The organism is Vibrio sp. Of7-15 (assembly GCF_022347565.1).
Classification (GTDB): Bacteria; Pseudomonadota; Gammaproteobacteria; order Enterobacterales; family Vibrionaceae; genus NORP241.
The window spans coordinates 441,727-466,388 of record NZ_JAKRGH010000002.1; the positions used below are offsets into that span (position 1 = coordinate 441,727).

At 42.2% G+C, this 24,662-nt stretch carries 22 protein-coding genes; 9 read left to right on the forward strand and 13 right to left on the reverse strand.

Features of this window, described 5'->3' with window-relative positions; genetic code table 11:
• Positions 1-47: 47 nt before the first annotated feature.
• The 4 genes from MHO82_RS04560 to MHO82_RS04575 all read right to left on the reverse strand — a co-directional run bounded on the left by MHO82_RS04560 (position 48) and on the right by MHO82_RS04575 (position 5,112).
• Positions 48-986: an alpha/beta hydrolase gene (locus tag MHO82_RS04560; RefSeq protein WP_239182664.1), complete on the reverse strand. Its 939-nt coding sequence runs from the start codon at positions 984-986 to the stop codon at positions 48-50.
• A gap of 10 nt (positions 987-996) precedes the next feature.
• Positions 997-2,199: an MFS transporter gene (locus tag MHO82_RS04565; protein ID WP_239182665.1), complete on the reverse strand. Its 1,203-nt coding sequence runs from the start codon at positions 2,197-2,199 to the stop codon at positions 997-999.
• 221 nt (positions 2,200-2,420) lie between these two features.
• Positions 2,421-4,001, reverse strand: coding sequence for a CoA-transferase (locus tag MHO82_RS04570; protein WP_239182666.1), 1,581 nt, complete (start codon positions 3,999-4,001; stop codon positions 2,421-2,423).
• Positions 4,002-4,173: 172 nt separating this feature from the next.
• The gene (locus MHO82_RS04575; RefSeq protein ID WP_239182667.1) at positions 4,174-5,112 is read right to left on the reverse strand and encodes a LysR family transcriptional regulator; all 939 of its coding nucleotides are present in this window, start codon (positions 5,110-5,112) and stop codon (positions 4,174-4,176) included.
• A gap of 359 nt (positions 5,113-5,471) precedes the next feature.
• Between MHO82_RS04575 and fabG the strand changes: the two genes are divergently transcribed.
• Together fabG and MHO82_RS04585 are read left to right on the forward strand one after the other, a co-directional pair.
• Positions 5,472-6,206 (forward strand): 3-oxoacyl-ACP reductase FabG, encoded by a 735-nt coding sequence (gene fabG, locus MHO82_RS04580; protein WP_239182702.1) that lies wholly within the window; start codon positions 5,472-5,474, stop codon positions 6,204-6,206.
• Between the two features lie 278 nt (positions 6,207-6,484).
• Positions 6,485-7,999 carry a trypsin-like serine protease gene (locus MHO82_RS04585; protein ID WP_343299947.1) on the forward strand — a complete coding sequence of 505 codons (1,515 nt, stop codon included), beginning with the start codon at positions 6,485-6,487 and terminating at the stop codon, positions 7,997-7,999.
• 85 nt (positions 8,000-8,084) lie between these two features.
• Here MHO82_RS04585 and MHO82_RS04590 read toward each other — a convergent pair whose 3' ends face one another.
• Positions 8,085-9,632, reverse strand: coding sequence for a glutamate synthase-related protein (locus tag MHO82_RS04590; protein WP_239182669.1), 1,548 nt, complete (start codon positions 9,630-9,632; stop codon positions 8,085-8,087).
• Positions 9,633-9,801: 169 nt separating this feature from the next.
• On the reverse strand, positions 9,802-11,049 hold the full coding sequence (gene sstT, locus MHO82_RS04595; RefSeq protein WP_239182670.1) for a serine/threonine transporter SstT: 1,248 nt from the start codon (positions 11,047-11,049) through the stop codon (positions 9,802-9,804).
• Between the two features lie 225 nt (positions 11,050-11,274).
• Between sstT and MHO82_RS04600 the strand changes: the two genes are divergently transcribed.
• The gene (locus MHO82_RS04600) at positions 11,275-12,222 is read left to right on the forward strand and encodes a chemotaxis protein CheV (protein ID WP_239182671.1); all 948 of its coding nucleotides are present in this window, start codon (positions 11,275-11,277) and stop codon (positions 12,220-12,222) included.
• Between the two features lie 15 nt (positions 12,223-12,237).
• On the opposite strand, the gene MHO82_RS04605 is transcribed toward MHO82_RS04600, so the two are convergent.
• Positions 12,238-12,822, reverse strand: coding sequence for an LON peptidase substrate-binding domain-containing protein (locus MHO82_RS04605; RefSeq protein ID WP_239182672.1), 585 nt, complete (start codon positions 12,820-12,822; stop codon positions 12,238-12,240).
• A gap of 334 nt (positions 12,823-13,156) precedes the next feature.
• Positions 13,157-14,437, reverse strand: a complete 1,281-nt coding sequence (gene bioA / locus MHO82_RS04610) for an adenosylmethionine--8-amino-7-oxononanoate transaminase (protein WP_239182673.1) — start codon at positions 14,435-14,437, stop codon at positions 13,157-13,159.
• A gap of 104 nt (positions 14,438-14,541) precedes the next feature.
• Here bioA and bioB point away from each other — a divergent pair, with 104 nt between their 5' ends.
• Genes bioB through bioD form a run of 4 tightly spaced genes read left to right on the forward strand, consistent with a single transcriptional unit; the run spans position 14,542 to position 18,225 of the window.
• A complete protein-coding gene (gene bioB, locus MHO82_RS04615; protein WP_239182674.1) occupies positions 14,542-15,594 on the forward strand; it encodes a biotin synthase BioB in 1,053 nt (350 codons plus the stop codon).
• Positions 15,578-16,750 (forward strand): 8-amino-7-oxononanoate synthase, encoded by a 1,173-nt coding sequence (gene bioF / locus MHO82_RS04620; RefSeq protein ID WP_239182675.1) that lies wholly within the window; start codon positions 15,578-15,580, stop codon positions 16,748-16,750. Before bioB ends, bioF begins: the two co-directional genes overlap by 17 nt.
• Positions 16,743-17,552 (forward strand): malonyl-ACP O-methyltransferase BioC, encoded by an 810-nt coding sequence (gene bioC / locus MHO82_RS04625; protein ID WP_239182676.1) that lies wholly within the window; start codon positions 16,743-16,745, stop codon positions 17,550-17,552. The genes bioF and bioC overlap by 8 nt, the downstream gene beginning before the upstream one ends.
• Positions 17,545-18,225, forward strand: coding sequence for a dethiobiotin synthase (gene bioD / locus MHO82_RS04630; protein ID WP_239182677.1), 681 nt, complete (start codon positions 17,545-17,547; stop codon positions 18,223-18,225). Before bioC ends, bioD begins: the two co-directional genes overlap by 8 nt.
• A 91-nt stretch (positions 18,226-18,316) precedes the next feature.
• Here bioD and MHO82_RS04635 read toward each other — a convergent pair whose 3' ends face one another.
• Complete coding sequence (locus MHO82_RS04635; protein ID WP_239182678.1) at positions 18,317-18,481, reverse strand: hypothetical protein; 165 nt, start codon at positions 18,479-18,481, stop codon at positions 18,317-18,319.
• A gap of 486 nt (positions 18,482-18,967) precedes the next feature.
• Between MHO82_RS04635 and htpX the strand changes: the two genes are divergently transcribed.
• Positions 18,968-19,843, forward strand: coding sequence for a protease HtpX (gene htpX, locus MHO82_RS04640; protein ID WP_239182679.1), 876 nt, complete (start codon positions 18,968-18,970; stop codon positions 19,841-19,843).
• A gap of 133 nt (positions 19,844-19,976) precedes the next feature.
• Positions 19,977-20,294, forward strand: a complete 318-nt coding sequence (gene yqfB / locus MHO82_RS04645) for a N(4)-acetylcytidine aminohydrolase (RefSeq protein ID WP_239182680.1) — start codon at positions 19,977-19,979, stop codon at positions 20,292-20,294.
• An 81-nt stretch (positions 20,295-20,375) separates the two neighbouring features.
• Here yqfB and MHO82_RS04650 read toward each other — a convergent pair whose 3' ends face one another.
• The 4 genes from MHO82_RS04650 to MHO82_RS04665 form a co-directional block, all read right to left on the reverse strand.
• Positions 20,376-21,125, reverse strand: coding sequence for an amino acid ABC transporter ATP-binding protein (locus MHO82_RS04650; RefSeq protein WP_239182681.1), 750 nt, complete (start codon positions 21,123-21,125; stop codon positions 20,376-20,378).
• A gap of 30 nt (positions 21,126-21,155) precedes the next feature.
• On the reverse strand, positions 21,156-22,253 hold the full coding sequence (locus tag MHO82_RS04655; RefSeq protein ID WP_239182682.1) for an amino acid ABC transporter permease: 1,098 nt from the start codon (positions 22,251-22,253) through the stop codon (positions 21,156-21,158).
• Position 22,254: 1 nt separating this feature from the next.
• On the reverse strand, positions 22,255-23,469 hold the full coding sequence (locus tag MHO82_RS04660) for an amino acid ABC transporter permease (protein WP_239182683.1): 1,215 nt from the start codon (positions 23,467-23,469) through the stop codon (positions 22,255-22,257).
• An 83-nt stretch (positions 23,470-23,552) separates the two neighbouring features.
• Positions 23,553-24,581 (reverse strand): amino acid ABC transporter substrate-binding protein, encoded by a 1,029-nt coding sequence (locus MHO82_RS04665; RefSeq protein ID WP_239182684.1) that lies wholly within the window; start codon positions 24,579-24,581, stop codon positions 23,553-23,555.
• Between the last annotated feature and the right edge of the window lie 81 nt (positions 24,582-24,662).

The following is a 24,662-nucleotide window of genomic DNA, read 5'->3' on the forward strand; positions in this document are numbered from 1 at the left end:
GAGTAGATTACTCACCTTTTTTTGTGCTTACTTTTAAACTAAGGTGATTAGTGCTGGTTTAAAAAATTCGCAATGGTTTGATATACCGAGTCACACTCTTCTTTGACTAAATCTTCCATATTTAAAAACGCGTGGATCATGTCTGAAAAATGCACATGTTGCACAGAAACGCCTGCCTGTTTTGCCTTGTCACAATAGGCAATACCTTCATCACGTAATGGGCAAAACTCTGCGGTAAAGAGTAATGTTTTTGGTAGATTGTCAGTGAACTCACAATACAGTGGTGATGTCAGTAAAGGGTCTTCCCCATGCTGAAAGTAATTCTCAAAATACCATTCTATTTTACTTTTCTCTAAAAGGTAGCCTTTTGCATTTTGTTCGATAGAAGCGGAGTTCATGGTGTAATCCAAGCTTGGGTAAATCATGACTTGCTTGTTAATGTTCACCGTCTTGTCGTTTTGAGCTCGTTGGCTTACGGTTGCCACTAATGCGCCGCCGCCAGAATCGCCAGCGATGGAAATGGTTTTTTGATAAGGAATATTACGGTTATTTAATGTTGTCCAGATATTTTGAAGAACAGTATAAGCGTCGTTTACTCCGGAAGGGTAAGGGCATTCTGGTGCTAAGCGGTAATCAACCGAAACGACAATATGTTGCGTTGCGTTGGCCAGCTTACGGCAAATAGGATCGTAGACCGTAATGCTGCCTGCCATGTGACCACCGCCATGATAGTAAATCAGAACAGGTAAGGACGATTCTGGATCTGGGTGGTAAATACGTACGGGAACATCAAATTCGGTACCAGTGACTAAATCGTCTTGTATCCATGCAATGTCCGGTGCAGCCGTAACTAACGCCTTAGTTAGATTGGCTAAGCCTTCACGAGCATTGGTTGGGGTTGATTTAAATCCACTGTCAATTAACTGCTGTATTTGTTTATTAAAGGCATCTAACCATGGCTGTAGTTTAGGACTTACTTGTCGCATGATGCTCTCCTTAAGCTTTGTTATTGATTGGTTGAGTTAATTCCGGTTTTTCTCCTGTCTCAGGTAAAAATAGACTGGCAAAAAAGAAAGTTGAAGAACAAGCCACAGCAAATGTTGCTGAAATTGCAATATTTCCCGTTATGTCGGCAAGTGTTCCTGAAATGTACATCAAGATTGTTTCGATAATGTAAGAAATGGACCAAAACATACCAAAAATCACCGTGATACGAGCTGGTGTCATATCGGGTAGCTCTTGAGGTAATGTAATTAGGGCTGTCATTGGCATAAACATAAAGAATCCGGCTGTAAAAGCAGCAGCGTATGCAATGGTTGGGTTCGAAGTGCTGATCATAATAGCGGCGAATAAAGTCATGGCTAGTCCACAGAAACGGATCACAGGGATACGAAGTGGGTAGCGTTTGGTGATCATAATACCAGCTACGGTTCCGACCATACCGGCAGCAATCATGATAGAAGATAGGTATTTAGCTTCAGCCGCGAAGCTGGGAACTAATGGGAAAATGGTAAAGATAGAAATGTAGCAAAAGAGCAAGCCAGAATAAGCGATGGGTAGCCAAAAATTGATGGGCTCTTTAAAGCCATCGCGGAGGGTATATATACGTTGAGGCTCACTATTATTGGTGTTCCCTGTGAGTGAAAAATTGTCACTGACCAGCCACCAAGCGATCAGTACAACGAAGCTGGTGGCTGAAATGGCTAAAATAACAGATTGCCAACTTTGAAAAGTGGATAGTAATGAACCAGTCAGTAAAATCGCCAGTAGGTTACCTGTATTGAAAGCAGCAGCATTGATGCCATTGACCATGGGACGTTCTTCAGCAGAGAAGTACTTCACGACAATAGGGTTAAAGTAAACAATGACAAATGCACCGCCAAATCCCATTACTAGCCGTGAAAAGACATATAGTGGGTAGCTAGAGGCAAAAGCGCCAATGATGCCCGCAACAATTAATAAGGAGGCGAAAGCAAAAGCTTTTTTAGGGCCCAGTTTCATGAGTAACCACGCGGCTGAAAGGTTACCAATTATTTTGGCAATAGTAATAGCATTGGTCATCCAAGTCGCAGCAGCCATGCCTTCGATATGGTAAAAAGCCATGATGTCTTTTGTCATCATTGAGCCTGCTACCCATGACATAGCAAACAACGCATATGTCATGAAGATAATAAGTTCAATCCAATGTTTTTTGTTCATGTAAAATCCCTTTAATAAGAGGTAAAGCATAGTTCCATTGTTTGCATATTAAACTGATTTTATCCGAGAGATTCTCCCATATTTGCAATAAATAATTTCATGTTACTGGTAGTAATATTCATTTAACTGTCTGTTATTGATGAAATAAATCTATCTCCGACTACTCATTCCTTATTGTTGTTTGGTTATGTTGAACCAGAAGGTCATAGAGATAAAAACGGTTAGGCTGCACAGCTTGATTGAACTTTTGATGTGAACGTTAATCCCATCAGTTCGTCTCTGAATATTCGTGAATCCATGGTTTTAAGGGTTGGGCTTATTTTGGGTAGAAAGGCCATTTGATGAAGGATGTCACGTTCAAGATCAATGCCGGGCGCAATTTCAATAAGCTCTAAGCCTTGTTCAGATAGCTGAAATACAGCGCGTTCTGTGATGTAAAGGACCGGTTTGTTATTCTTTCTTGCGGTATTAGCAGAAAAGGTAATTTGTTCAACATGGCAAATGAATTTATGAATGTGACCTTCTTGTAGAATTTTTAACTGCCCATTCCCTGTGTCTATTTTTAATTTTCCAGCCGTAAATGTGCCGCAGAAAAATACTTGTTTGGCATTTTGAGTGATATTAATAAATCCACCACAGCCTGCTATTTTAGGGCCAAACTTGGATACGTTAAGGTCGCCATTTTGATCGCACTCAGCCAAGCCTAGAAAAGCCTGATCGATCCCGCCACCGTCATAGAAATCGAACATTTGATCTTGGGTTATGACAGCTTCTGGCATGGAAGAAGCACCAAAGCTCAGTCCGCCAGCGGGGGTTCCCCCAATGGCTCCGGGTTCAACGGTAGCGATCATTTGGTCATGAATCCCTTCCTCTTCGGCTATTGAAGCGATGATTTCAGGTACACCAATGCCATAATTAAGAATGGCTCCGGGTTTAAGTTCAAGAGCAGCACGGCGTGCAATGATCTTTTTCGCATCAAGGGGGCGTACCTGAGGTGTTTCTTTAACGAATGTTCCTTTACCACAATAAACAGGGTTCATTGGCTCGGCGAAGGTTTGCATGTGTTCTTGTTCTGAAGCAACTACCACTGTATCGACAAAAATGCCAGGTATACGCACATGTTGTGGATCTAATGTTCCCGCTTTGACGACTTTTTTTACCTGAACAATGACAGTGCCACCCATGTTGGTAACAAGTTGAGCTGCGGCTAGGTTTTCAAGGAATAGGCATTCATCTTCCATGGTTATATTGCCATGCTCATCGGCTGTAGTACCGCGTAAAATTGCAACATTGGCATCAATACGTTTGTAAAACAGGTATTCATTGTTCTCTATATTTAATAAGGAGACGCGATCTTGGGTGGTGCTTTTATTAATTTTTCCGCCATTGATTCTAGGGTCGACAAAGGTACCAAGACCAACATGAGAGATAGTACCGGGCTTTCCTGCGGCAGAGTCGCGAAGTAAGTGGGTAATAATGCCTTGAGGAAAGTTATAACCTTGTATGTGTTCGTCGTTAGCCAGCTGCTGTAAATGAGGAATTAACCCCCAGTGGCCGCCCATCGCCATAGACACCATTCCGTGGTGGGCTAAATGATTGACCGCACGATCTTTACCATCGCCTTGGCCTGCTGCGAAATACAGTTCGAGCTTATTAGGGTGACCCGTTAATAAAAAGCGTTCCCCAAGTGCTTTTTCGATGGCTTCTGGGACCACCGCGCCAATAAAGCCACCAAGAATTACTTTGTCATGATCTTTGATCAAAGATGCTGCTTGCTGAGCGGATAAAACGTTCACCTTCATTACACTTTCCTTCGGTAGGGTATTGTTTTTAGTTGTGCAAACTAATGTGAGCTGATTGAGTAATGAAAGTGTATGAATTGAAGATTAATGTGAATATAGATGAATAATGAAAAGATAATTGCGTAAATGGGATAATGATGTCTATGGCTTTGAAAATAAGATAAATTTATCTTTAAGTTAGGTCGGAGTTATGATTCAAATACGCTTCTTTATCGTTGATTTCTCGTACACGGCTAATTAGATAATCTTTGAAATTGGCACACCTAGCTGGCATTTGTTTGCGTGGGCGGAAGTACAAATTAAATTCAAATTTGCTATTAATGTAGTCTTCCAAAACGGCAACTAAGCTGCCTTCATTCAGCTCTTTTTTGATTAAGCTGACAGGTAAATATGCGATGCCACCGCCAGTGAGAGCCACGGATTTTAAGAATTCACTGTTTTCAACTTCCACTGTTTGTGCGATTTCAACAGTGGTGAATTCCCCATTACTTTCAAATACCCATTTATTGCCACCTACTAGAGTTGAAGCGTACAAACAGTTGTGTTTTTTTAAATCTTCGGGCTTTTCTGGTGAGGAATAGCGTTCAATATAGCTTGGAGAACAGCATGCTTTGAGAGGGTAATGAAGTAGAAATCGCTTAACAAGTAGGCTGTCTTTTTCTTGATAACCTTGATAGGTGGCGTTGGCTCGAATAGCAAAATCAATTTCATCAATATGATCCATGTCGAAGGCGGTCTCAATTACACGAAACGAAACATGGGGGTGGTCTTTTAAATACTCTCCGATAATTCGGCTTAAAAAATGTTTGGCAAATAATGGTGTGCAGGCAATGCGAATAAGACCACGATCATCATTACCTAAATTTTGTATTTCGGTAAATATATCGTCAATTTCTGCGTTTACGTGGCTAAAGCGGTCGTATAAGCGTGTGCCTGCTTGAGTGGGTACGACTTTACGGGTGGAGCGCTTAAGTAAACTTACGCCCATATTTTCTTCTAATTCAATGATCCATCGGCTGCCAGCAGAAGCAGAAATTCCATATTGTTTGGCGGCTTCACTGAATGAACCTGTTCGTACAACATGAAGAAAGTAAACAATTTTATCAAGCATAGAAAACGACCGATCTCACGGGGTAAATTGAATGATAATTGATGCATATATACTTCATGATTCTTCTTTATAGAGGTAATTATTTGAGATTGCGACTAAGGCCCTTAAAAATAGCTTTTAGATCACAAAATGGGTGTTGATATTTTTTCTTCATATTTGCGTCTTTATTCATTGTTATTATTGTTTTCACTGTCCCAAAAGTCATGGTTCTAGGTAACAATTATCCTTTTTATGCAATAGTGTTTCTTTTCATTGCAGTTAAACATTATTTTTATTCCTTCTAGAATGAAAGAAAAATTAAAAGAATATGTTCCCATTTCTGGGTTGATGTTATTGATATTTAAAAAGGTGGTTCAATGATGCTGACAAATAAAATTTGTATTGTAACGGGTGGTGCTCAAGGAATTGGCCGTTGTATTGTGGAAACATTTGCTCGTCAGGGGGCAGAAATGGTTTATGCCTGTGACATGAATTTGTCTGCGATGGAAGATTTGGAGCATGATTATTCAAATGTAACGGCTAAGCAATTGAACGTGTGTGATCGAGAAGCTATTCAAGTGTTTGCTACGGAATTGAAAAATCAACATGGTCAGATAGATGTTCTTGTTAACAATGCTGGAATCACTCGTGACAATTTACTAGATAAAATGAGCGAAGACGAGTGGGACATGGTTGTCAACGTTAATCTGAAAGGCGTGTTTAATATGACACAAGCTGTTGCCCCTATCATGATGGATAATGGTGTTGGCTCGATCATCACTATGTCTTCGGTAGTGGGTACGGATGGTAATATTGGTCAGAGTAACTATGGGGCGACCAAAGGCGGTGTGATTGCCATGACAAAAGGTTGGGCAAAAGAGTTTTCACGTAAAGGAGCTCAGGTTAGAGCCAATTGTGTTGCTCCAGGTTTTATTGAAACACCTATGACGGTTAACTTGCCTGACAAAGTCATTGCATACATGAAAGAAAAAACACCGCTAGGGACTATGGGAAAACCACAAAATATTGCTGACGGCGTCCTTTTTTTAGCAAGTGATAGCGCGAGTTTTATTACTGGGCAAACACTAAAAATTGATGGTGGCTTGGTCATTTAATTAAAAGTGCTGGTTCTATAGGTTGATATTGTTTTATTGATTAACCTGTTACCTAATTTTATGTAAAATAAATACTGTGAATGCAATCATTTTCATATGTAAGTGATTGCAATTTTTGGTGTTTATTTTTCATACTCAATCGCAACAAGGGAAGTGATTTTATAAATTACCTTGGGTGTTTGATTTTTATCTGCTTGTTTATTTAGTGCACACATGAGTGCCTCCATAAACCAGAGGATTAAAAATTGAAAACAATAAGGAAATTGTCGCTGTTAAGTATTTTGCTTACGCCAAGCCTAGTGCTAGCAGACGATCATTCACAGTTGCAAAAAACAGATATAACGCCACGTATTGTGGGTGGAAAGCCAGCAGCAGCAGAGGATTGGAAGTTTTATACTCAAATCGTGAGTCGAAACAGCAATCGTTCTTTTTGTGGTGCTAGTTATATTGGCGATGGCTTCGTTCTTACCGCGGCCCACTGTGTGGATGGTGATTTACCAAGCCAGATTGCCGTAAAAATTGGCGGCATACGTTATAACGGTACCGATGGTGTTCGCGCTAACGTCAGCCAGATATTTATTCACCCAGCTTATAGTACGCGTGACTTATCCAATGATATCGCGCTCTTGAAGCTGTCTTCTGTACCTCAAGGTGTTGTGGCCGTTGATATTGCTGCAGGTAGCCTGAGCCAATATGCGGCGAATGGAGACTGGCTAACCGTAGCTGGTTTAGGTAGAACGTCTGAGGGTGGTAGTGCACCATCGGTACTGCAAGAAGTAGATGTTCCTTTAGTGTCTGATGCGATTTGTCGCCAGTCGGGAGGTAACTATACCACGGTGGGAGACGTGTCGTTTTGTGCTGGGGTTCCAGAGGGCGGGATTGACTCTTGCCAAGGAGACAGTGGTGGCCCAATTGTGATTAATCGTTCAGGTACGGTGACTCAGCTTGGTATTGTAAGTTGGGGAATTGGTTGCGCCCGCCCTGGAAAATATGGTGTTTACAGTGATATTGCGGCATTACGTAGCTTTGTGGATGGCGTGGTAGGTACAACCACACCTCCAGCGGATAATGTGTCTGTGGGATACACTCAAAACCAAACATTGGCTTCCTTTAAGGTTGGGGAAACTAAACAGCATTCTTTTGCTATTAAAAATACAGGCACAAGTGCATTTACGGTTGAGCGCTTGAACGTAACTGGTTCTGGTGTTGCGACGACGCCTGTCATTGCGAATGACCTATGTTCGTTGACGACATTAACTCAGGGTCAGCAATGTACGGTTTCTGTCGAATTTGGTGCTTCAGCAGCGGGTACAGCACAAGCGCTTATGTCGTTTGAAGTGGATAAAACAACATCGACCTATCGTTCAACGGTTTCGGCGACTGCATTTGATACAACGACACCACCAACAGGAAGTTGTGACAACGAATGGCAGGTTGGTAGCGTGTATAACACTGGCGATAAAGTAAGCTGGGCAAATCAGGTGTGGCAAGCACAGTGGTGGACACAGGGTGATAACCCATCAGACTCTGGCCCTTGGGGTGTTTGGCAAGCAGTGGGTAGCTCAGATTGTTCTGGTACTCAGCCACCGACAGAACCAACGCCTCCCACACCACCGACTGGTGGCAGCGCCTACCAAGCGGGTGCTAATTACAGCGCAGGTGATGTGGTAACGAACAATGGGGTTAGCTACCAATGTAAGGCGTGGCCGAATAGCTTATGGTGTGGGTCAACACCAAGTGTTTATGAACCAGGCGTAGGTACGAATTGGCAAAGTGCATGGACTCAGCTTTAATATGATCTAAAAAAGCCTCCAGTATCGGAGGCTTTTTTTATGTTTGTTTAGTTTGTTACTTCTAGAAAACAGCTTACTACGAAGTTTATAAATAATGATCGTGATAACCTGAATAAGCAATCCCAGCTAGTTGACTCATGTTGTAGTGCCAAGTGGCTAAATCATCTTTATCAAATTGACTTAAATGATGATGTCCACATGCTCTGGCCATCACTTGCATGAGCTCGATGGATGCCTTAAAAAAATTGTTCAGCTGTACAGCCGATTGCTCCACATTGAGCCGAGTTCGGAGTTCTGGTTTTTGAGTTGCGATACCAGCAGGGCAATTATTGGTATTGCACATTCTGGCTCCTACGCAGCCAATGGCTTGCATGGCACTATTAGCAACGGCAATTCCGTCTGCACCAAGGGCTAAGGCTTTAACAAAGTCTATTGGTGTACGAAGCCCGCCAGTAATAATTAAAGTAATTTTTCCTGATAGCCCTTTATGATCTAAGTAGCGCCGTGCTCTCGCTAAAGCGGGTATGGTCGGTACGCTAATATGATCACGAAAAATCTCTGGAGCCGCCCCCGTGCCACCACCACGGCCGTCTAAAATGATGTAGTCAGCACCCGCATCAAGGGCGAACTGCATGTCCTGTTCAATATGATTAGCGCTGAGTTTAAACCCGATAGGGATCCCTCCAGTGACTTCTCGTACGCGTTCGGCAAAGCGTTTAAAATCATCACTGCTTTTTAGGTGTGTAAAGGTAGGGGGAGATACGGCAGGCTGCCCAGCGGGAATCCCTCTAACTTGGGCAATCTTTTCGGTGTTTTTAGATCCAGGTAAGTGTCCTCCAGTGCCTGTCTTTGCCCCTTGTCCACCTTTAAAGTGAAAGGCTTGTACTAAAGGAAGTATCTCTTCCGTATAGCCAAATTTTGCGCTGGCCAGTTCATAAAAGTAACGGGAATTACTGTGTTGCTCTTCGGGGAGCATCCCACCCTCCCCAGAGCATATTCCTGTGCCTGCCTGCTCAGCACCTTTGGCAAGCGCCGTTTTAGCTTCTTCTGAAAGGGCACCAAAACTCATATCAGAGACAAATAAAGGTATATCGAGTTTGAGCGGTTTTTTTGCATTAGGGCCAATAATAAGTTCAGTACCAACGGTTTCATTTTCAAGCAGTGGTTTTCGTGCCATTTGTGCCACCATGATTTGAATATCATCCCAGTGAGGAAGCTGGTGGCGTGGTACCCCCATTGATGTCATTTGCCCGTGATGACCAAGTTTAGACAGTCCGTTTTTGGCTAGTTCATGAATATAAGCAACGGTGGGTTCTTCTGGGGTAGGTGTGGCAATAGGCGCTTGGTTGGTTTGAACTTGAACTCCAGGGCCTTCCTTTCCTACTTGCTCTGAGGTGAACAGTTTATGGCTGCCATCGCAAAAAGGTATGTTGGCGCTGTGTTTACAGGCACATAAGTAGGCTGTTTGGGTTTCATCTGCAATGAATGCTTTAGGCTTAAACGTACTGCCTTTATGAGAACCATCGCAAAATGGCTGATTGTTGGATTTACCACAGGTGCAAAAGTAATATTCACTGCCTTGTTCTAATTCAACGGCTTTGGGCTTGTTGTTAGCGATAACAGGTTTGTTCATATTGCTCACCTTAATTGTTCTTATTGAGTTAAAACAAAATAAGCTTAGGCAATGACATTCAATATGTAAGTGAAAGGTGGCTTAGGAATGTATTTGAGAAAGAAATGAGACGATCAAAAAAGGGCTGACAGTGCAGCCCTTTGGACATTTTTTTCTTAAGGTAACTTGATTATAGAGTTACTTTTTTAACCAGTGGCATTGATTGATCTTTTTCTGCTGCTTTACATGCTGCAGCTGTAAAAATCACATCCGTAGAGCTGTTTAGGGCGGTTTCTGCTGAGTCTTGAACAACACCAATAATGAAACCTACAGCAACAACCTGCATTGCGACTTCATTTGGAATGCCAAACAGGCTACATGCTAATGGGATAAGTAGGAGTGAGCCACCAGCCACACCTGAGGCACCACAAGCGGATACCGCTGATACAAGGCTTAGTAGTACTGCTGTTGCAATGTCTACTTCTACGCCCATAGTGTGAACGGCTGCTAGCGTTAGTACCGTAATTGTAATTGCTGCACCAGCCATGTTGATGGTCGCACCAAGTGGAATAGACACAGAATACGTATCTTCGTGCAGATCTAGGCGCTTACATAGATCCATGTTAACAGGAATGTTTGCCGCAGAACTACGAGTAAAGAACGCTGTTACACCACTTTCGCGAATACATTTAAGTACTAGTGGGTATGGGTTACGTTTAGTTTTTACAAAGACGATAATTGGGTTAACGATAAATGCAATGACTAACATTGAGCCTAGTAGCACACCCAGTAAGCGAGCGTAGTCTTTTAGAGCTTCAAAACCAGTATCAGCGAATGTGTAAGCCACTAAGCCGAAAATACCAATTGGTGCAAAGCGAATCACAAATTTTACGATAGATGAGATACCGTTTGAGATATCTACAAATACTTTCTTAGTCGCATCAGATGCTTTGTGAAGGGCTAAACCAAGTGCTACTGCCCATGCAAGAATACCGATGAAGTTACCAGACATTAGTGCGTTGATTGGGTTATCAACCATTTTGAACAGTAAAGTGTGTAGGACCTCAGTAATGCCTTCAGGTGGTGCTACTGAGCTGTTATTGGTGACAAGCGTTAATGTTGTAGGGAACATAAAGCTCATGAACACCGCAGTTAAAGCAGCGGTGAAAGTGCCAAAAAGGTACAGTAAAATGATTGGACGCATGTTGGTATGCGTTCCACGTTTTTGGTTAGCAATGGAAGCCGCAACTAAAACAAAAACCAGAATAGGTGCAACAGCTTTTAATGCACTAACAAACAGTTGGCCAAATAAACCAAATGACGTGGCAACATCAGGGGCGATGACAGCAACGGCAACACCTGCAATGATACCAAGAAGGATTTGTGTGACTAAGCTACCTGTGACTAAACGGGCTAAAAGAGGTTGTGATTGACTCATGTTTTTTCCTGAACTACGGATATTTTTTATATTGATGCACTTTATAAAAAGTGTCCGAAGGTTTTACAGATGAATTACTCAATTGTCTAGCAATCTTTAATATAAAATTGCTGTATTGGTTACAATGTTATTATATCTATTAACTTTTCATCGTGACTTTAGCGGCGACAGACACCATACTTAGCCAGAAGAAGAATATGATAATTACAGAAGTGTTAGCAGGTTATGTCTGGAATCTTAAGTAGTGTTGATCAACGAACACAGCTAGTTGGTGAGAATCGCTTAGAATTATTGCTATTTAAGCTAAATACACACCAGCTTTTTGCAATCAATGTTTTTAAAGTGAAAGAGGTCTTGAAAGTGCCTCCACTTGCCAAGCTGCCAGGCTCTCATTACAACATTACCGGTGTGGCGACGTTACGTGGTATGCCTGTACCTATTATTGATCTGCGTGGTGCCATTGGTATGAGGACCATGGGGCCAGATGAAGACTCAAATTTAATTATTACAGAGTACAATCGTACGATTCAGGGTTTTCTAGTTGGGCAAGTTCGCAACATTGTGAATATGACGTGGAGTGATATACAGCCGCCACCAAAGACAGTGGGACGTGCGAATTATTTAACCGCGATCACTCAAGTTGAAGATGAAGGCGAGAAAAAAATCGTTGAGATTATTGATGTAGAAAAAGTACTCGCAGAAATTATTGAGTATGACATCAGTATTTCAGAAGATGTGTTAGACAATGAACTATTGAATCAAATGTATGGCCGTAAGGTGCTTATTGTTGATGATTCGTCTACGGCTCGTACTCAAGTTCGCGAAACCCTTGCTCAACTTGGGTTGGAAGTGATTGAACGTTGCGATGGTCTACAAGCGTTGACTTTGCTGAAAGAGTGGTGTGATGAAGGTAAGGTGATCACCGATGAATTATTGTTGATGATAACCGATGCTGAAATGCCGGAAATGGATGGCTATAAGCTAACTCATGAAGTGCGTTCAGATCCTAGAATGAGTGATTTGTACATTACGTTGAATACGTCGTTAAGTGGTAGCTTCAATGAGGCGATGGTTGAAAAAGTAGGCTGTGATCGCTTTATCTCAAAATTTCAACCAGATCTGTTAGTTGGGGTTGCCCAAGATCGTTTAAGGGATATTCTATCTAAAAAATAACACACAATGTGTAATTTAATGTGAATCATTGAGATTCTGTATGACAGTATGAAGGAACTGAATGGCTTTCTTACTGTCATTTTGACTGAGTAGCCATTGCTTGTGCTGTAATGGTAAAGGCAGGATCTCTAACCACCTCTGACATACCCAAGTAATATCATCGTACATGGGTAGAACGTAATGGGCAGACAACTGTGGGAACTCAAGAAATACTTGCTTTAGGGTTTCTACTAATAGCTCATTATCTGACGTTGCGGGAATAGGCATCCACTTCATCGTTGGGTTTATAGTACCAAACTGCAAGTTGTCTTTTTCTGTCCAAGTTTCTATGATTTCAAAGCTTTCAATACCTTGAATGGTAATCCCTAATGTTTTGTCTGGTAGTGACTCAAAGTCTGTGATGAGTACTCTGGTGCCATAACGGGCAATTGTTCCTTTGTCTTCCATGCATACCCCAAACCCTAGATCATTACAGGATGCAATTTTGACTAACCGTTGATACCTAGGCTCAAAAATTCTGAGTTGATTAATACCATCAGGGAAAATAAAAATGGGTAAAGGAAACAATGGCAGTTGATTGGTTTGAAATTCAGTTTGCATTATAAAATCTCAGATTATCCTACAGCATACAGGATAATTAACTGTTTAATATTTGTGACAACTTTGTACTAATAAGATAGTCTAATTTATTAAGGTGTGGCTAATGATAGCTAGCCTGAAGGACAAGGATTACGTTCTCGGTTTATTTGATTAAGAAGGTAATATTGTTCACATGCTCTGGATGACATCTAAGCTTGTTATTACATTAGTAGTGTTAGCGTATAAAAGATATCAAAAAAGACGTGAAGAAAATGAAGTTGATGTTTAAGCTTCTAATTATGAATGAGAAAGGGAGGTTTAGTGACCTCCCTTTTTTATATAAGAAAAACGAGAGTTAATACAAAGTAGTCAGTGCTGATCGAATCGCTTTAGTGAGTTTTAGTAACTGTTCTGGTTTTGTTATAAACGGAGGCATCATGTAAATGAGTTTACCGAATGGCCGGATCCAGACACCTTGATCGACAAAGTGTTGTTGAATGGCCACCATATCGACCGGTTCTTTTAACTCAACGACACCAATTGCTCCTAGCCAACGCACATCTTGCACAATATCCAGTTCTAGCAGTTCAGGTAAAGTCTGACTAAATTGCGTTTCAATATCTGTAACTTGCTGTTGCCAGTGGTTTTGTTGCAATAAGCCAAGGCTAGCATCAGCCACTGCACATGCTAGCGGGTTCCCCATAAAGGTTGGTCCATGCATGAAGCAACCTGCTTCACCACCACACACAGTATCGGCCACGGTTTTGGTGGTTAAAGTTGCCGAAAGCGTCATATAGCCACCGGTCAGCGCTTTCCCCACACACATGATATCCGGTTCAATATCAGCGTGTTCACACGCAAACATCTTGCCTGTGCGGCCAAACCCAGTAGCAATTTCATCGGCAATGAGCAGCAAATCATGCTGATCACATAGCTCTCTTACTGCCTTTAAGTAATTGGGGTGATAGATGCGCATTCCGCCCGCACCTTGAACTATGGGTTCAAGAATAATAGCGGCCAGTTCACCTTTATGTGCTTCTAGCTGCTCTTTTAGGGAGTCAAGATCACTTTCATGCCACTCTCCGCCGAATTGGCTTACTGGCGATTCAGCAAACACATGCTCAGGCAAAAAGCCTTTGTATAAGCTATGCATAGAGTTATCTGGGTCAGTCACCGACATGGCGGCAAACGTATCCCCATGATAGCCATGACGAACCGTGAGAAACTTAGATCGCGGGCTTCCTTTACTGTGCCAATACTGTAATGCCATCTTTAAACTGACTTCTACGGCGACAGATCCTGAATCAGCAAGAAACACATGTTGCAGTTGTTCAGGACTGAGCTGAATAAGTTTTTTGCATAACTCAACTGCCGGTTCATGAGTCAGCCCCCCAAACATGACATGCGACATTTTTTTAAGCTGCTTTTCTGCGGCTTGGTTTAATACTGGATGGTTATAACCATGTACGGCAGACCACCAAGATGACATGCCATCAATGAGCTCAGTACCATCATCTAATGTAATGGTTACGCCATCGGCACTTGCGACAGGGTAACAAGGAAGTGGATTAATAGTAGAAGTATAAGGGTGCCAAATGTGGTCCCGGTCGAAATCCAAATCAACCAAATTGCTCATATTTTATCCATATGTAAACTTGAAGGTGAAAACTATGTTGACAGTCTACTGACTAGAAGTAGACTAGCCAAGCATAACTACTCTAAATCGTTAAGGAAGCGCACGTGGAAGTACGTCATAACTGGACTGTTGAAGAAGTTCAAACGTTATTAAATAAACCATTTATGGATTTGTTGTTTGAAGCTCAACTTGTACATCGTCAATTTCAACAGCATAACTATGTTCAAGTAAGTACCTTACTTTCAATAAAAACCGGTGCTTGCCCAGAAGACTGTAAGTACTGCCCGCAAAGTGCTCACTACCGCACTGATGTAGAACGTGAACGTTTGATGGAAGTAGAGCGTGTACTAGATGCCGCGAAAAAAGCGAAAAATTCAGGTTCAACGCGCTTCTGTATGGGAGCGGCTTGGAAGAACCCAAAAGAAAGAGACATGCCATTGCTGCTTGATATGGTACGCGGCGTAAAAGATATGGGCTTAGAGACTTGTATGACGCTGGGTATGATCACAGCAGATCAAGCGGATGATTTAGCAGAAGCAGGGTTGGATTATTATAACCATAACCTAGATACGTCTCCGGAGTACTACGGGAACATTATTACCACCCGTACGTATCAAGACCGTTTAGATACACTGTCTCACGTACGTGATGCAGGAATGAAGATTTGTTCTGGTGGAATAATCGGTATGGGGGAAACGGATCGTGACCGTGCGGCTTTGTTTGTTGAACTTGCAAACTTGCCACAGCACCCAGAAAGTGTACCAATTAACATGTTGGTTAAAGTGAAAGGTACGCCGCTAGAAGAAGTGGATGATGTTGAGTCTTTCGACTTTATTCGTTTAATTGCTGTTGCACGTATCATGATGCCAGAATCCGCAGTACGCTTGTCTGCTGGTCGTGAGAACATGAATGAGCACATGCAAACCTTATGCTTCATGGCTGGTGCTAACTCTATTTTCTATGGTTGTAAGCTACTGACTACGCCAAACCCAGATGAAGATACCGATATGCAGCTATTTAAGAAGCTGGGTATTAACAGTCAGTCTGTTGTTCAGAAACCTGATGAAGTTCAAGAAGGTCAGTTACTGGAAAAAGTAGCAGAGCGCGTAGCATCACGTCCAGGTAAAGACGATCTGTTTTATGACGCAAGCGTTTGATCAACGAATCAGTTCGGCGTTGCAGCAGCGACGCCAAACTGGCTTAACACGGCAGCGAATACTGGTAGAAAAGGGTAATCAAACCTTTTTAACTTACGGTGAACGATCGTATTTGAATTTTTCCGGTAATGATTATTTAGGCTTAGCCAATACCCCTGAGGTTATTTCAGCGTGGCAAGAAGGCTTATCGTTATTTGGTGCAGGCAGTGGTGCATCTCCTTTAGTAACGGGCTATTCAGCACCACATGCTTATTTAGAAACGCAACTAGCTGAGTGGTTAGGCTTTGATAATGCGGTGTTGTTCAATTCAGGTTTTAGTGCAAATCAAGCCGTGTTGTTTTCATTGCTTCAAGCCGATGATGTGCTACTGCAAGATAAGCTAAACCATGCGTCGTTAATGGAAGCGGGGATGCATTCACCTGCTCAAATGCGCCGATTTTCTCATAATGATTGCCAGCAACTGGAAACATTACTCAGTAAATCTAACAAGAATACTCTGGTCGTTACTGAAGGGGTGTTTAGCATGGATGGTGATTGCGCACCTTTACCAACTATTGCTCAATTAACTTCTCAACCACATTATTGGTTGATGGTGGATGATGCTCATGGTTGTGGTGTTTTGGGTGAAGGTGGCCGCGGAAGCTGTGATTTGGCCGATATACAACCTGATATTTTGGTTGTTACGTTTGGCAAAGCATTTGGCCTTTCAGGGGCCGCTGTTTTGTGTAATGCAGAGTGTGCTGATTTTTTAAGTCAGTTTGCCCGTCATCATGTTTACTCTACAGCGATGCCACCAGCCCAAGCTCATGCTTTATCTCAGGCTTTGTCTCTGATTCAGACTCAAGAATGGCGGCGAGAGAAGTTGTTGGAATTGGGAGCTGAACTTGAACAAAAGCTACACAGCACACCAGGATTAGTTCATACCCAGACTCCGATTAAGCCTTTTATTATTGGTGATGCAGAGCAGACAGTGCATGTTGCAGATCAATTACGTCAGCAAGGTATATGGGCGACGGCAATTCGACCGCCAACGGTTCCGGTAGGTAGTGCACGGTTACGTCTAACCTTGTCTGCAAACCATTCGGTTGAACACATCACGCAACTGAGTACGGCATTGATGTCTATCATGGATAACCTAGGAGAAAGTCATGGCTGAAAATGCATACCAGACAACGGAGTTATTCAGCGACAAATTGGCCATTGCAGCAGCATTTAGTCGAGCCGCTCAAACTTATGATCGCTCAGCGGCTTTTCAGCGAGATGTTGGGCTGCGATTACTTTCTCGTTTACCGAAAGACTTAACAGGAAAGTCCGTATTGGATTTAGGTTGTGGCACAGGTTTTTTTACAAAAATGCTAGCGGAAAGAGGCGCAGAGGTGACGGCGTGCGATCTCTCTGAGGCTATGTTAGCGAAAGCCCAAGAGCGCTGCCAAGGTCTAGATATTCGTTATGTTCAAGCGGACGCGGAAGCCTTACCATTTTCGCCATACGAGTTTGATATTGTTTTCTCAAGTTTGGCTCTGCAATGGTGTATTGATTTTTCAGTCCCAGTAAGAGAAGCAAAACGGGCATTAAAACCAAAGGGGCAGTTCTTTTTCTCCACTTTAGCGGATGGATCTTTGTGTGAGTTGCGTCATGCATGGGCAGAAGTTGATTCACATCAACATGTAAATGATTTTATTACACCATGTGGGCTAAACATTGCGTTAGCTCAAGCCGATAGCTACGGCCATCAATTAGACTTCGAGGCCATTCAAGTATGTTACCCCTCTGCGATGGCACTGATGAAAGATTTGAAAGGCATTGGTGCGACTCATTTACAGCAAGGTCGAACCCAAGGCCTGCAAGGTAAAACAAAGTTAGTTGCAGTTGAAAAAGCATACAGTAAGTATAGAAATAAAGACGGTCAGTTACCTGCAACGTATCAGGTCTGCTTAGGAGTTATTAAAAATGATTAATGCATTATTTATTGCAGGTACGGATACCGAAGTTGGAAAAACAGTAGCATCAAAAGCTATTTTACAAGCCTTGGCTCACAAAGGGTATGTAACAGCAGGGTACAAGCCTGTTGCAGCAGGTTGCGAGCAAACAGAGCAAGGGCCACATAATTCAGATGCGCTGCATTTACAAAAAGCCGCAACGCTCGATTTATCTTACGAAGAAGTCAATCCATACCCATTAATGTTACCAGCATCGCCTCATATTGCTGCCAAACATGATGACGTTTCTATTTGTTTTGATGTCTTATCTGAAGGTTTAGCAAAGCTGAAAGAAAAGTCAGATGTCGTTTTGGTGGAAGGGGCTGGTGGATGGCGCGTGCCGGTGTCAGATCAAGAGTGTCTTTCACGTTGGGTGAAAAAGGAGAAGCTACCTGTCGTATTGGTGGTAGGGGTTAAACTTGGTTGTTTAAGTCATGCCATGCTGACAGCTGAAGCCATTATGCAAGACGGACTAGAGATCGTTGGCTGGGTAGCAAATCGTATTAATCCAGGAACAGAGCATTACGCTGAAATTATTGAAATGCTAGAAGATAAGATTCCAGCTCCAAAATTAGGTGAGATCCCTTACGTGCCAAGTGCTAAGCGACAAGACATTGGTAAATATATTGATGTATCAGAGTTAAGCGCATAAGGCATTTGGGGTGCCACTGAAAAGAAATGAAAAGGGCTTACAGATTCTGTAAGCCCTTTTTATATGTTTGATTTAACCAGTCTACGGCTGATTAGCTGCGGCTTGCGCTCATGATGGACTCTTGAGTATCCACAACTTGTTTCTGTATTGAGTCTTGTGAATCAATACCAAGTTGCTCGCGAGCTTCTTCTACCGTTAGTCCTAAATGGCAACGAAGTAGATCAATCGCCATTTGGTAGTTTTCCTTTTCAACCATTGTTCGTCCCTTTGGTTTAATCAGTAATTTTAAGACACAAGAAAGATAGTCTTAGTTTTCGAGTAGTGCAATACTACTAAGGTCTAATATGCCATACCGGAATACGGTTTTAAGTATTGAGGCATAAAAACAGAACACTTAACGTTATGAATTTTAATATGTTTAGTGATGTATATCGAAAAACCCTTGCCACTTCAAATTTATGAAAAAAAATTAAAAAAATTCAGTTTTAGTTTGGTTGCAATAATGTAAATTTATCTCGTTGATTAATGTGAGAGCTATTATTAATGGGTGGAATGTGTCGGTATTTATGCTGCTAAGGTACATAAAATGTTGCAATTTGCTACTTTCACTTCTGATTAAAATGTTCGACCATATTAAGAGTACTAATGTGAGTAGTTATGTTGCCAGTCAACAAAAAATAAAATTATAGATAACTATTTGTATATATCAGGATAGCTTCCATTGAATGGAGAAAAGTGAAATATGAAGCGAGTAATGTTGTTCTTGGCAACGAACTTAGCAGTAATGCTGGTGTTCAGTATTGTCTTGAATATTGTTTATGCTGTAACTGGAATTCAAGCGGGCAGCATGTCTGGCTTAATCGTCATGGCGGCGCTGTTTGGTTTTGGCGGATCCCTGTTTTCTTTGTTAATTTCTAAGAAAATGGCGCTACGTTCTGTGGGTGGTCAGGTTATTGAACATCCAAGAAATGAAACAGAACACTGGTTAATTGAAACAGTGTCACGCCAGGCACAGCAAGTTGGTATTGGGATGCCAACAGTTGCCATTTACGATTCAGTTGATATCAACGCGTTCGCTACGGGGGCAAAACGTGATGATTCTTTAGTTGCCGTTTCAACGGGTCTGCTTCATAACATGACAAGAGATGAAGCAGAGGCAGTTTTGGCTCATGAAGTCAGCCATATTGCTAATGGTGATATGATCACCATGACGTTAATGCAAGGTGTTGTGAATACCTTTGTTATTTTCTTATCACGTTTGATTGCTAATGCGGTGAGTGGGTTTATGTCCAGTGACGAAGATGGTAGAGGAGAGGGAGGAAGTTTCATGACTTACTTCATTGTTTCGACCATTCTTGAGCTTGTATTTGGCTTCCTTGCGAGCTTCCTAACTATGTGGTTTAGCCGCCATCGCGAGTTTAAAGCTGACGCAGGGGCTGCTCAGCTAGTGGGCAAACATAAAATGATTGCAGCGCTAGAGCGTTTAAAAGTTAGCCATGAACCACAGCTCGAAGGTTCCATGATGGCTTTTGGTATTAATGGTAAGAAATCGCTGACTGAGTTGTTAATGAGTCATCCGCCATTAGATAATCGTATTCAAGCACTAAAAAACAGCTAACTTCCACATTAGCGAAATAGTTCTGAGCCCTGACTTTTGTCGGGGCTTTTTATTTTTGAACGGTTTTTTGTTATGGACTTTTCTATAGTGGAGAAAATTAGCCATAATACCGTTTTTACATGTTGGAATAATGATGACTGCACCAACAAGCATGCTGTTTTTTGAACGCTTTGAAAGTGACATTGTGTCGGGTAAAAAAACCATTACGATCAGAGATGAATCTGAGTGTGATTATGTACCCGGTTCGACAGTTCGGGTGTTTACGCTTGAAGACAATCGAGAGTTTTGCCAATTGAAAATAATCTCTGTTGTTCCTGTTCTATTTGATGAATTGACTCAATTTCATGCCGATCAAGAGAACATGACGTTAGACGTATTAAAGGAAGTGATTAGAGAGATCTACCCAAACACACAGCAACTTTATGTTGTGTCTTATCGCTTAGTTTTCTGAGTATTAGTTCCCTGAGTATGCGTCATTAAAAAGCTCCAGATAATGCTGGAGCTTTTTAGGTTATACTGTTTTAAACCGTTTTTAGTGATGTAGGATCTGACTTAAGAACAATTGTGTGCGGTCGGATTGCGGGTTTTCAAAGAAATCGACAGGGTTGTTTTCTTCGATGATTTCACCTGCATCCATAAAGATCACTCGGTCCGCCACTTCTTTTGCAAACCCCATTTCGTGAGTTACACACAGCATGGTCATCCCTTCACTGGCGAGTTCCACCATTACATCCAGTACTTCACGAACCATTTCAGGGTCGAGTGCAGATGTTGGTTCGTCAAACAGCATTACTTGTGGGTTCATACATAAAGATCGCGCGATAGCTACACGCTGTTGCTGACCACCAGACAGTTGCCCCGGAAACTTATCAGCTTGTTCAGGAATTTTTACTCGTTCCAGATACTTCATCGCCAGCGCTTCCGCTTCCTGTTTTGGCATCTTCTTCACCCAAATAGGGGCTAGTGTGCAGTTCTCTAGTACGGTTAAGTGTGGAAATAAGTTGAAATGCTGGAAACACATTCCGACTTCTTTACGGACTAATTCAATGTTTTTTAAATCATCAGTCAGCTCATTACCAGACACAAAAATATGCCCCTTCTGATGCTCTTCAAGGCGGTTAATGCAGCGTATCATAGTTGATTTCCCTGAACCTGAAGGGCCACAGATAACGATTTTCTCGCCTTTTTTTACGTTAAGGTTGATGTTTTTTAGTACGTGAAATTGTCCGTACCACTTGTTCATATCTTTAAGTTGGATCATGTATTCAGATTGTTGCGTCATAATACGTCCTTGATGCTCAATTCTTATTTATTATCGTTTGTGGCCGGTATGCAGCTTATTCTCTAGATAGATAGAGTACCTAGACATACTAAAACAGAAAACCCAGAACACTAACGCGACAAAAATATAACTTTCGGTAGAAAAACCTAACCATTCGGGGTCGGTGTTGGCGGCTTGGCCAATACCGAGTACATCAAACATACCAATAATTAACACTAAGCTGGTGTCTTTAAAGAGACCAATAAACGTATTAACGATGGATGGAATGGTGATTTTTAAGGCCTGAGGTAAAATAATCAGCCCCATTTTTTTCCAATAGGTGAGTCCAAGAGCATCCGCTGCTTCATATTGGCCCTTGGAAATTGCCTGTAGCCCGCCACGAATTACTTCAGCCATGTAAGCAGAGCTGAACATAACCACGCCGATTAAAGCTCGAACAAGTTTATCGGTATCTGAGCCTTCAGATAAGAATAAAGGCAACATAACAGAAGCCATGAACAGCACTGTGATCAGTGGAACGCCACGCCATATTTCAATATATACCGTACTTAAACTCCGAATGATTGGCATGTCAGAGCGTCGTCCTAATGCCAGGGCAACACCAATAGGCAGTGAAACAACAATACCGACAATGGCGATAACCAGAGTGACCAGTAATCCACCCCAAAGATGAGTATCAACGACTTCTAACCCCATTACTCCGCCATATAAAAGGCCAGCTGCCAGAAATGGGAAAATGGTGATAAAAAATGTCCATATCCAAGCACGTTTCGGGGTTTTCTCATAAGCCAACAGGGCAACAAAAATGGCCAACATGGCATAAAACAGTTTTGGTCGCCATAACTCTTCGGCAGGGTAAAAGCCAAACATAAATTGTTCGAAACGAACAGTAATGATGACCCAGCAAGCTCCTTCTCGGCTACAAGCATCACGGGTTTCACCTACCCAGTCCGCTTTTAAGATAGCCCAATCAAAAATGGTCCAGATCCCTGCAATAGCGAGATAAGCCAGAACCACGGTTACAACAGAGTTTAAGGGGCTATTAAATAAATTGCTCCGTAGCCAGCCGATCACGCCCACGGTATTCGGTGGTGGTGGCAAGTCTGGTTGAAATTGATGTTTTTTCATATTACCTCTCCACCAATGCGACTTTCTGGTTGTAAATGTTCATTAGGAATGACGTTAATAGGCTGAGTGATAGATAAACAGCCATGGTCATTGCAATGATTTCAATTGCTTGGCCAGTTTGGTTTAGGGTGGTTCCAGCAAAAATGGACACCAAGTCGGGGTAACCAATGGCCATCGCTAAGGAGGAGTTTTTGGTGAGATTTAGATATTGGCTCGTGAGAGGTGGAATAATAATTCGTAATGCCTGTGGGATAACCACCAGTTTCAGAGTACGGCTTTTTGGTAAACCCAGCGCCATAGCAGCTTCCGTTTGGCCGTGGCTGACAGCATTAATACCAGAACGAACAATTTCGGCAATGAACGATGCGGTATAAATACTCAGTGCAATAACCAGTGCCGCTAACTCTGGAATAATGCTGATACCACCGCGGAAATTAAAGCCTTTTAATTCGGGGTATTCAAGGGAGATCGGCATACCAGCAATGAAATAGGCCAGTACTGGAAGCCCGATGATTAGGCTCAAAGAAATTGAAAAAACAGGTGTTTGTTGCCCTGTTAGTTTTTGCTTATTGTTCGCCCATATGGACAGTACAACAGAAGCACAAATAGCAGCTACTAAAGCGACAGCAATAAGTATTGATCCTGCTTCAAAGATGGGCTTCATGAAGTACAAACCACGTACATTCAAAAACACAGCTTCGCCTAAACTCATGCTTTGTCGAGGGGAGGGGAGAGCTTGAAGTACGGCAAAATACCAGAAGAAAATTTGTAGTAACAGTGGGATATTACGGAATGTTTCGATGTACACCGCCGCAAAACGGCTCACTAACCAATTATGGGAAAGGCGGGCAATACCAATAATAAACCCAAGAATAGTGGCAAAAACAATACCGATGACTGATACCAATGCCGTGTTTAACAATCCAACAATGAAAGTGCGACCATAAGTATGAGTTTCATCATACTCAATAAGGGAAAGGCCAATACCAAACCCTGCTTCGTCGTTCAAAAAGCCAAAGCCTGTGGCAATGCCACGTGAATCTAAGTTGATTAATGCATTATTGACTATGGTGTAGAAGAAGCCTACAAGCGCTAAAATTGCCAGCACCTGAAATATAATCGCTCTAAATGTTGGGTTGTATAAGATATTTTGTTTTTTAGATGGCGCTTTTGAAGGCTCATCTTTAGATATTGTATTTAGTTGTTTAGACGCCATACAACTACAACCTCAAATCTAATTTTAAAAAGGGGTGACGATGCACCCCATGTTTCCTGCATGAATTCGCTATGAAAAGGAGATTAGCGAATTGGTGGTGCGTACATGAAGCCACCCGCATTCCACAGTGCATTTACACCACGGGAAATATCAAGAGGAGAGCCTTTACCTACCGTTCGCTCGAAGCTTTCACCGTAGTTACCAACTTGCTTGATAATTTGGTAGCCCCAATCATCACGAATGCCAAGGCCTTTACCTTTAGGGCCATCCACACCTAGGATACGACGAACATTAGGATCTTTTGATGAACGCATTTGATCTGCATTTTTTGAGTTAATGCCATATTCTTCCGCATTAATCATGGCATTTAATGTCCATTTAGCAATGTTGAACCATTGGTCATCCCCTTGGCGAACCACAGGACCTAAAGGCTCTTTTGAGATGATTTCAGGCAGTACGACGGCAGATTTTGGATTTGCAAGATTGAGTCGAAGTGCGTATAGCCCTGATTGGTCGGTGGTTAGAACATCACAGCGTCCAGCCTCGAAACCTTTTGAGGTTTGTGCGGCAGTATCAAATACCACAGGGCTGTATTTCATGCCTTTATTACGGAAGTAGTCGGCTAGGTTTAGCTCCGTTGTAGTACCAGACTGAACACAAACGGATGCGCCATCTAGCTCGGTAGCACTGCTAATACCAAGGTCTTTTTTAACCATAAAGCCTTGACCATCGTAGTAGTTCACGCCAACGAAGTTTAGGCCAAGCGCAGTATCACGGTGAAGAGTCCATGTGGTGTTACGTGATAGAACATCGATTTCACCGGATTGAAGGGCAGTAAAACGTTCTTTTGCAGTCAGTGGAACGTATTTTACTTTTGTTTTATCACCAAGAACTGCAGCTGCAAGAGCTTGACAGTATTCAACATCAATGCCTTCCCATTCCCCTTTTGAATTTGGGTTTGAGAAGCCAGGAAGGCCTGTACTTACCCCGCATTGTACAAACCCTTGTTTAGTAACTTTACCTAATGTGGCATTGGCCGCATAAGATGTCCCTGTCATTAGCGCAGTTGAAGTGGCTAGTACTGCAAGTAATACTTTCGCTTTCTTCGCCATCTGTGTTCCTTCCTGTTTTTCCTTGTGGCATCAGGCTTATCCTGTATCCACTATTTTATGATGTTGTTGTTTAAAATTATT

Excerpts from the sequence above, each read along its gene's own strand:
- MHO82_RS04560 (WP_239182664.1), bottom strand. The coding sequence starts at position 986 with ATGCGACAAGTAAGTCCTAAACTACAGCCATGGTTAGATGCCTTTAAT.
- MHO82_RS04565 (WP_239182665.1), bottom strand. The coding sequence starts at position 2,199 with ATGAACAAAAAACATTGGATTGAACTTATTATCTTCATGACATATGCG.
- MHO82_RS04570 (WP_239182666.1), bottom strand. The coding sequence starts at position 4,001 with ATGAAGGTGAACGTTTTATCCGCTCAGCAAGCAGCATCTTTGATCAAA.
- MHO82_RS04575 (WP_239182667.1), bottom strand. The coding sequence starts at position 5,112 with ATGCTTGATAAAATTGTTTACTTTCTTCATGTTGTACGAACAGGTTCA.
- fabG (WP_239182702.1), top strand. The coding sequence starts at position 5,472 with ATGCTGACAAATAAAATTTGTATTGTAACGGGTGGTGCTCAAGGAATT.
- MHO82_RS04590 (WP_239182669.1), bottom strand. The coding sequence starts at position 9,632 with ATGAACAAACCTGTTATCGCTAACAACAAGCCCAAAGCCGTTGAATTA.
- sstT (WP_239182670.1), bottom strand. The coding sequence starts at position 11,049 with ATGAGTCAATCACAACCTCTTTTAGCCCGTTTAGTCACAGGTAGCTTA.
- MHO82_RS04600 (WP_239182671.1), top strand. The coding sequence starts at position 11,275 with ATGTCTGGAATCTTAAGTAGTGTTGATCAACGAACACAGCTAGTTGGT.
- MHO82_RS04605 (WP_239182672.1), bottom strand. The coding sequence starts at position 12,822 with ATGCAAACTGAATTTCAAACCAATCAACTGCCATTGTTTCCTTTACCC.
- bioA (WP_239182673.1), bottom strand. The coding sequence starts at position 14,437 with ATGAGCAATTTGGTTGATTTGGATTTCGACCGGGACCACATTTGGCAC.
- bioF (WP_239182675.1), top strand. The coding sequence starts at position 15,578 with ATGACGCAAGCGTTTGATCAACGAATCAGTTCGGCGTTGCAGCAGCGA.
- bioC (WP_239182676.1), top strand. The coding sequence starts at position 16,743 with ATGGCTGAAAATGCATACCAGACAACGGAGTTATTCAGCGACAAATTG.
- bioD (WP_239182677.1), top strand. The coding sequence starts at position 17,545 with ATGATTAATGCATTATTTATTGCAGGTACGGATACCGAAGTTGGAAAA.
- MHO82_RS04635 (WP_239182678.1), bottom strand. The coding sequence starts at position 18,481 with ATGGTTGAAAAGGAAAACTACCAAATGGCGATTGATCTACTTCGTTGC.
- htpX (WP_239182679.1), top strand. The coding sequence starts at position 18,968 with ATGAAGCGAGTAATGTTGTTCTTGGCAACGAACTTAGCAGTAATGCTG.
- yqfB (WP_239182680.1), top strand. The coding sequence starts at position 19,977 with ATGACTGCACCAACAAGCATGCTGTTTTTTGAACGCTTTGAAAGTGAC.
- MHO82_RS04650 (WP_239182681.1), bottom strand. The coding sequence starts at position 21,125 with ATGACGCAACAATCTGAATACATGATCCAACTTAAAGATATGAACAAG.
- MHO82_RS04655 (WP_239182682.1), bottom strand. The coding sequence starts at position 22,253 with ATGAAAAAACATCAATTTCAACCAGACTTGCCACCACCACCGAATACC.
- MHO82_RS04660 (WP_239182683.1), bottom strand. The coding sequence starts at position 23,469 with ATGGCGTCTAAACAACTAAATACAATATCTAAAGATGAGCCTTCAAAA.
- MHO82_RS04665 (WP_239182684.1), bottom strand. The coding sequence starts at position 24,581 with ATGGCGAAGAAAGCGAAAGTATTACTTGCAGTACTAGCCACTTCAACT.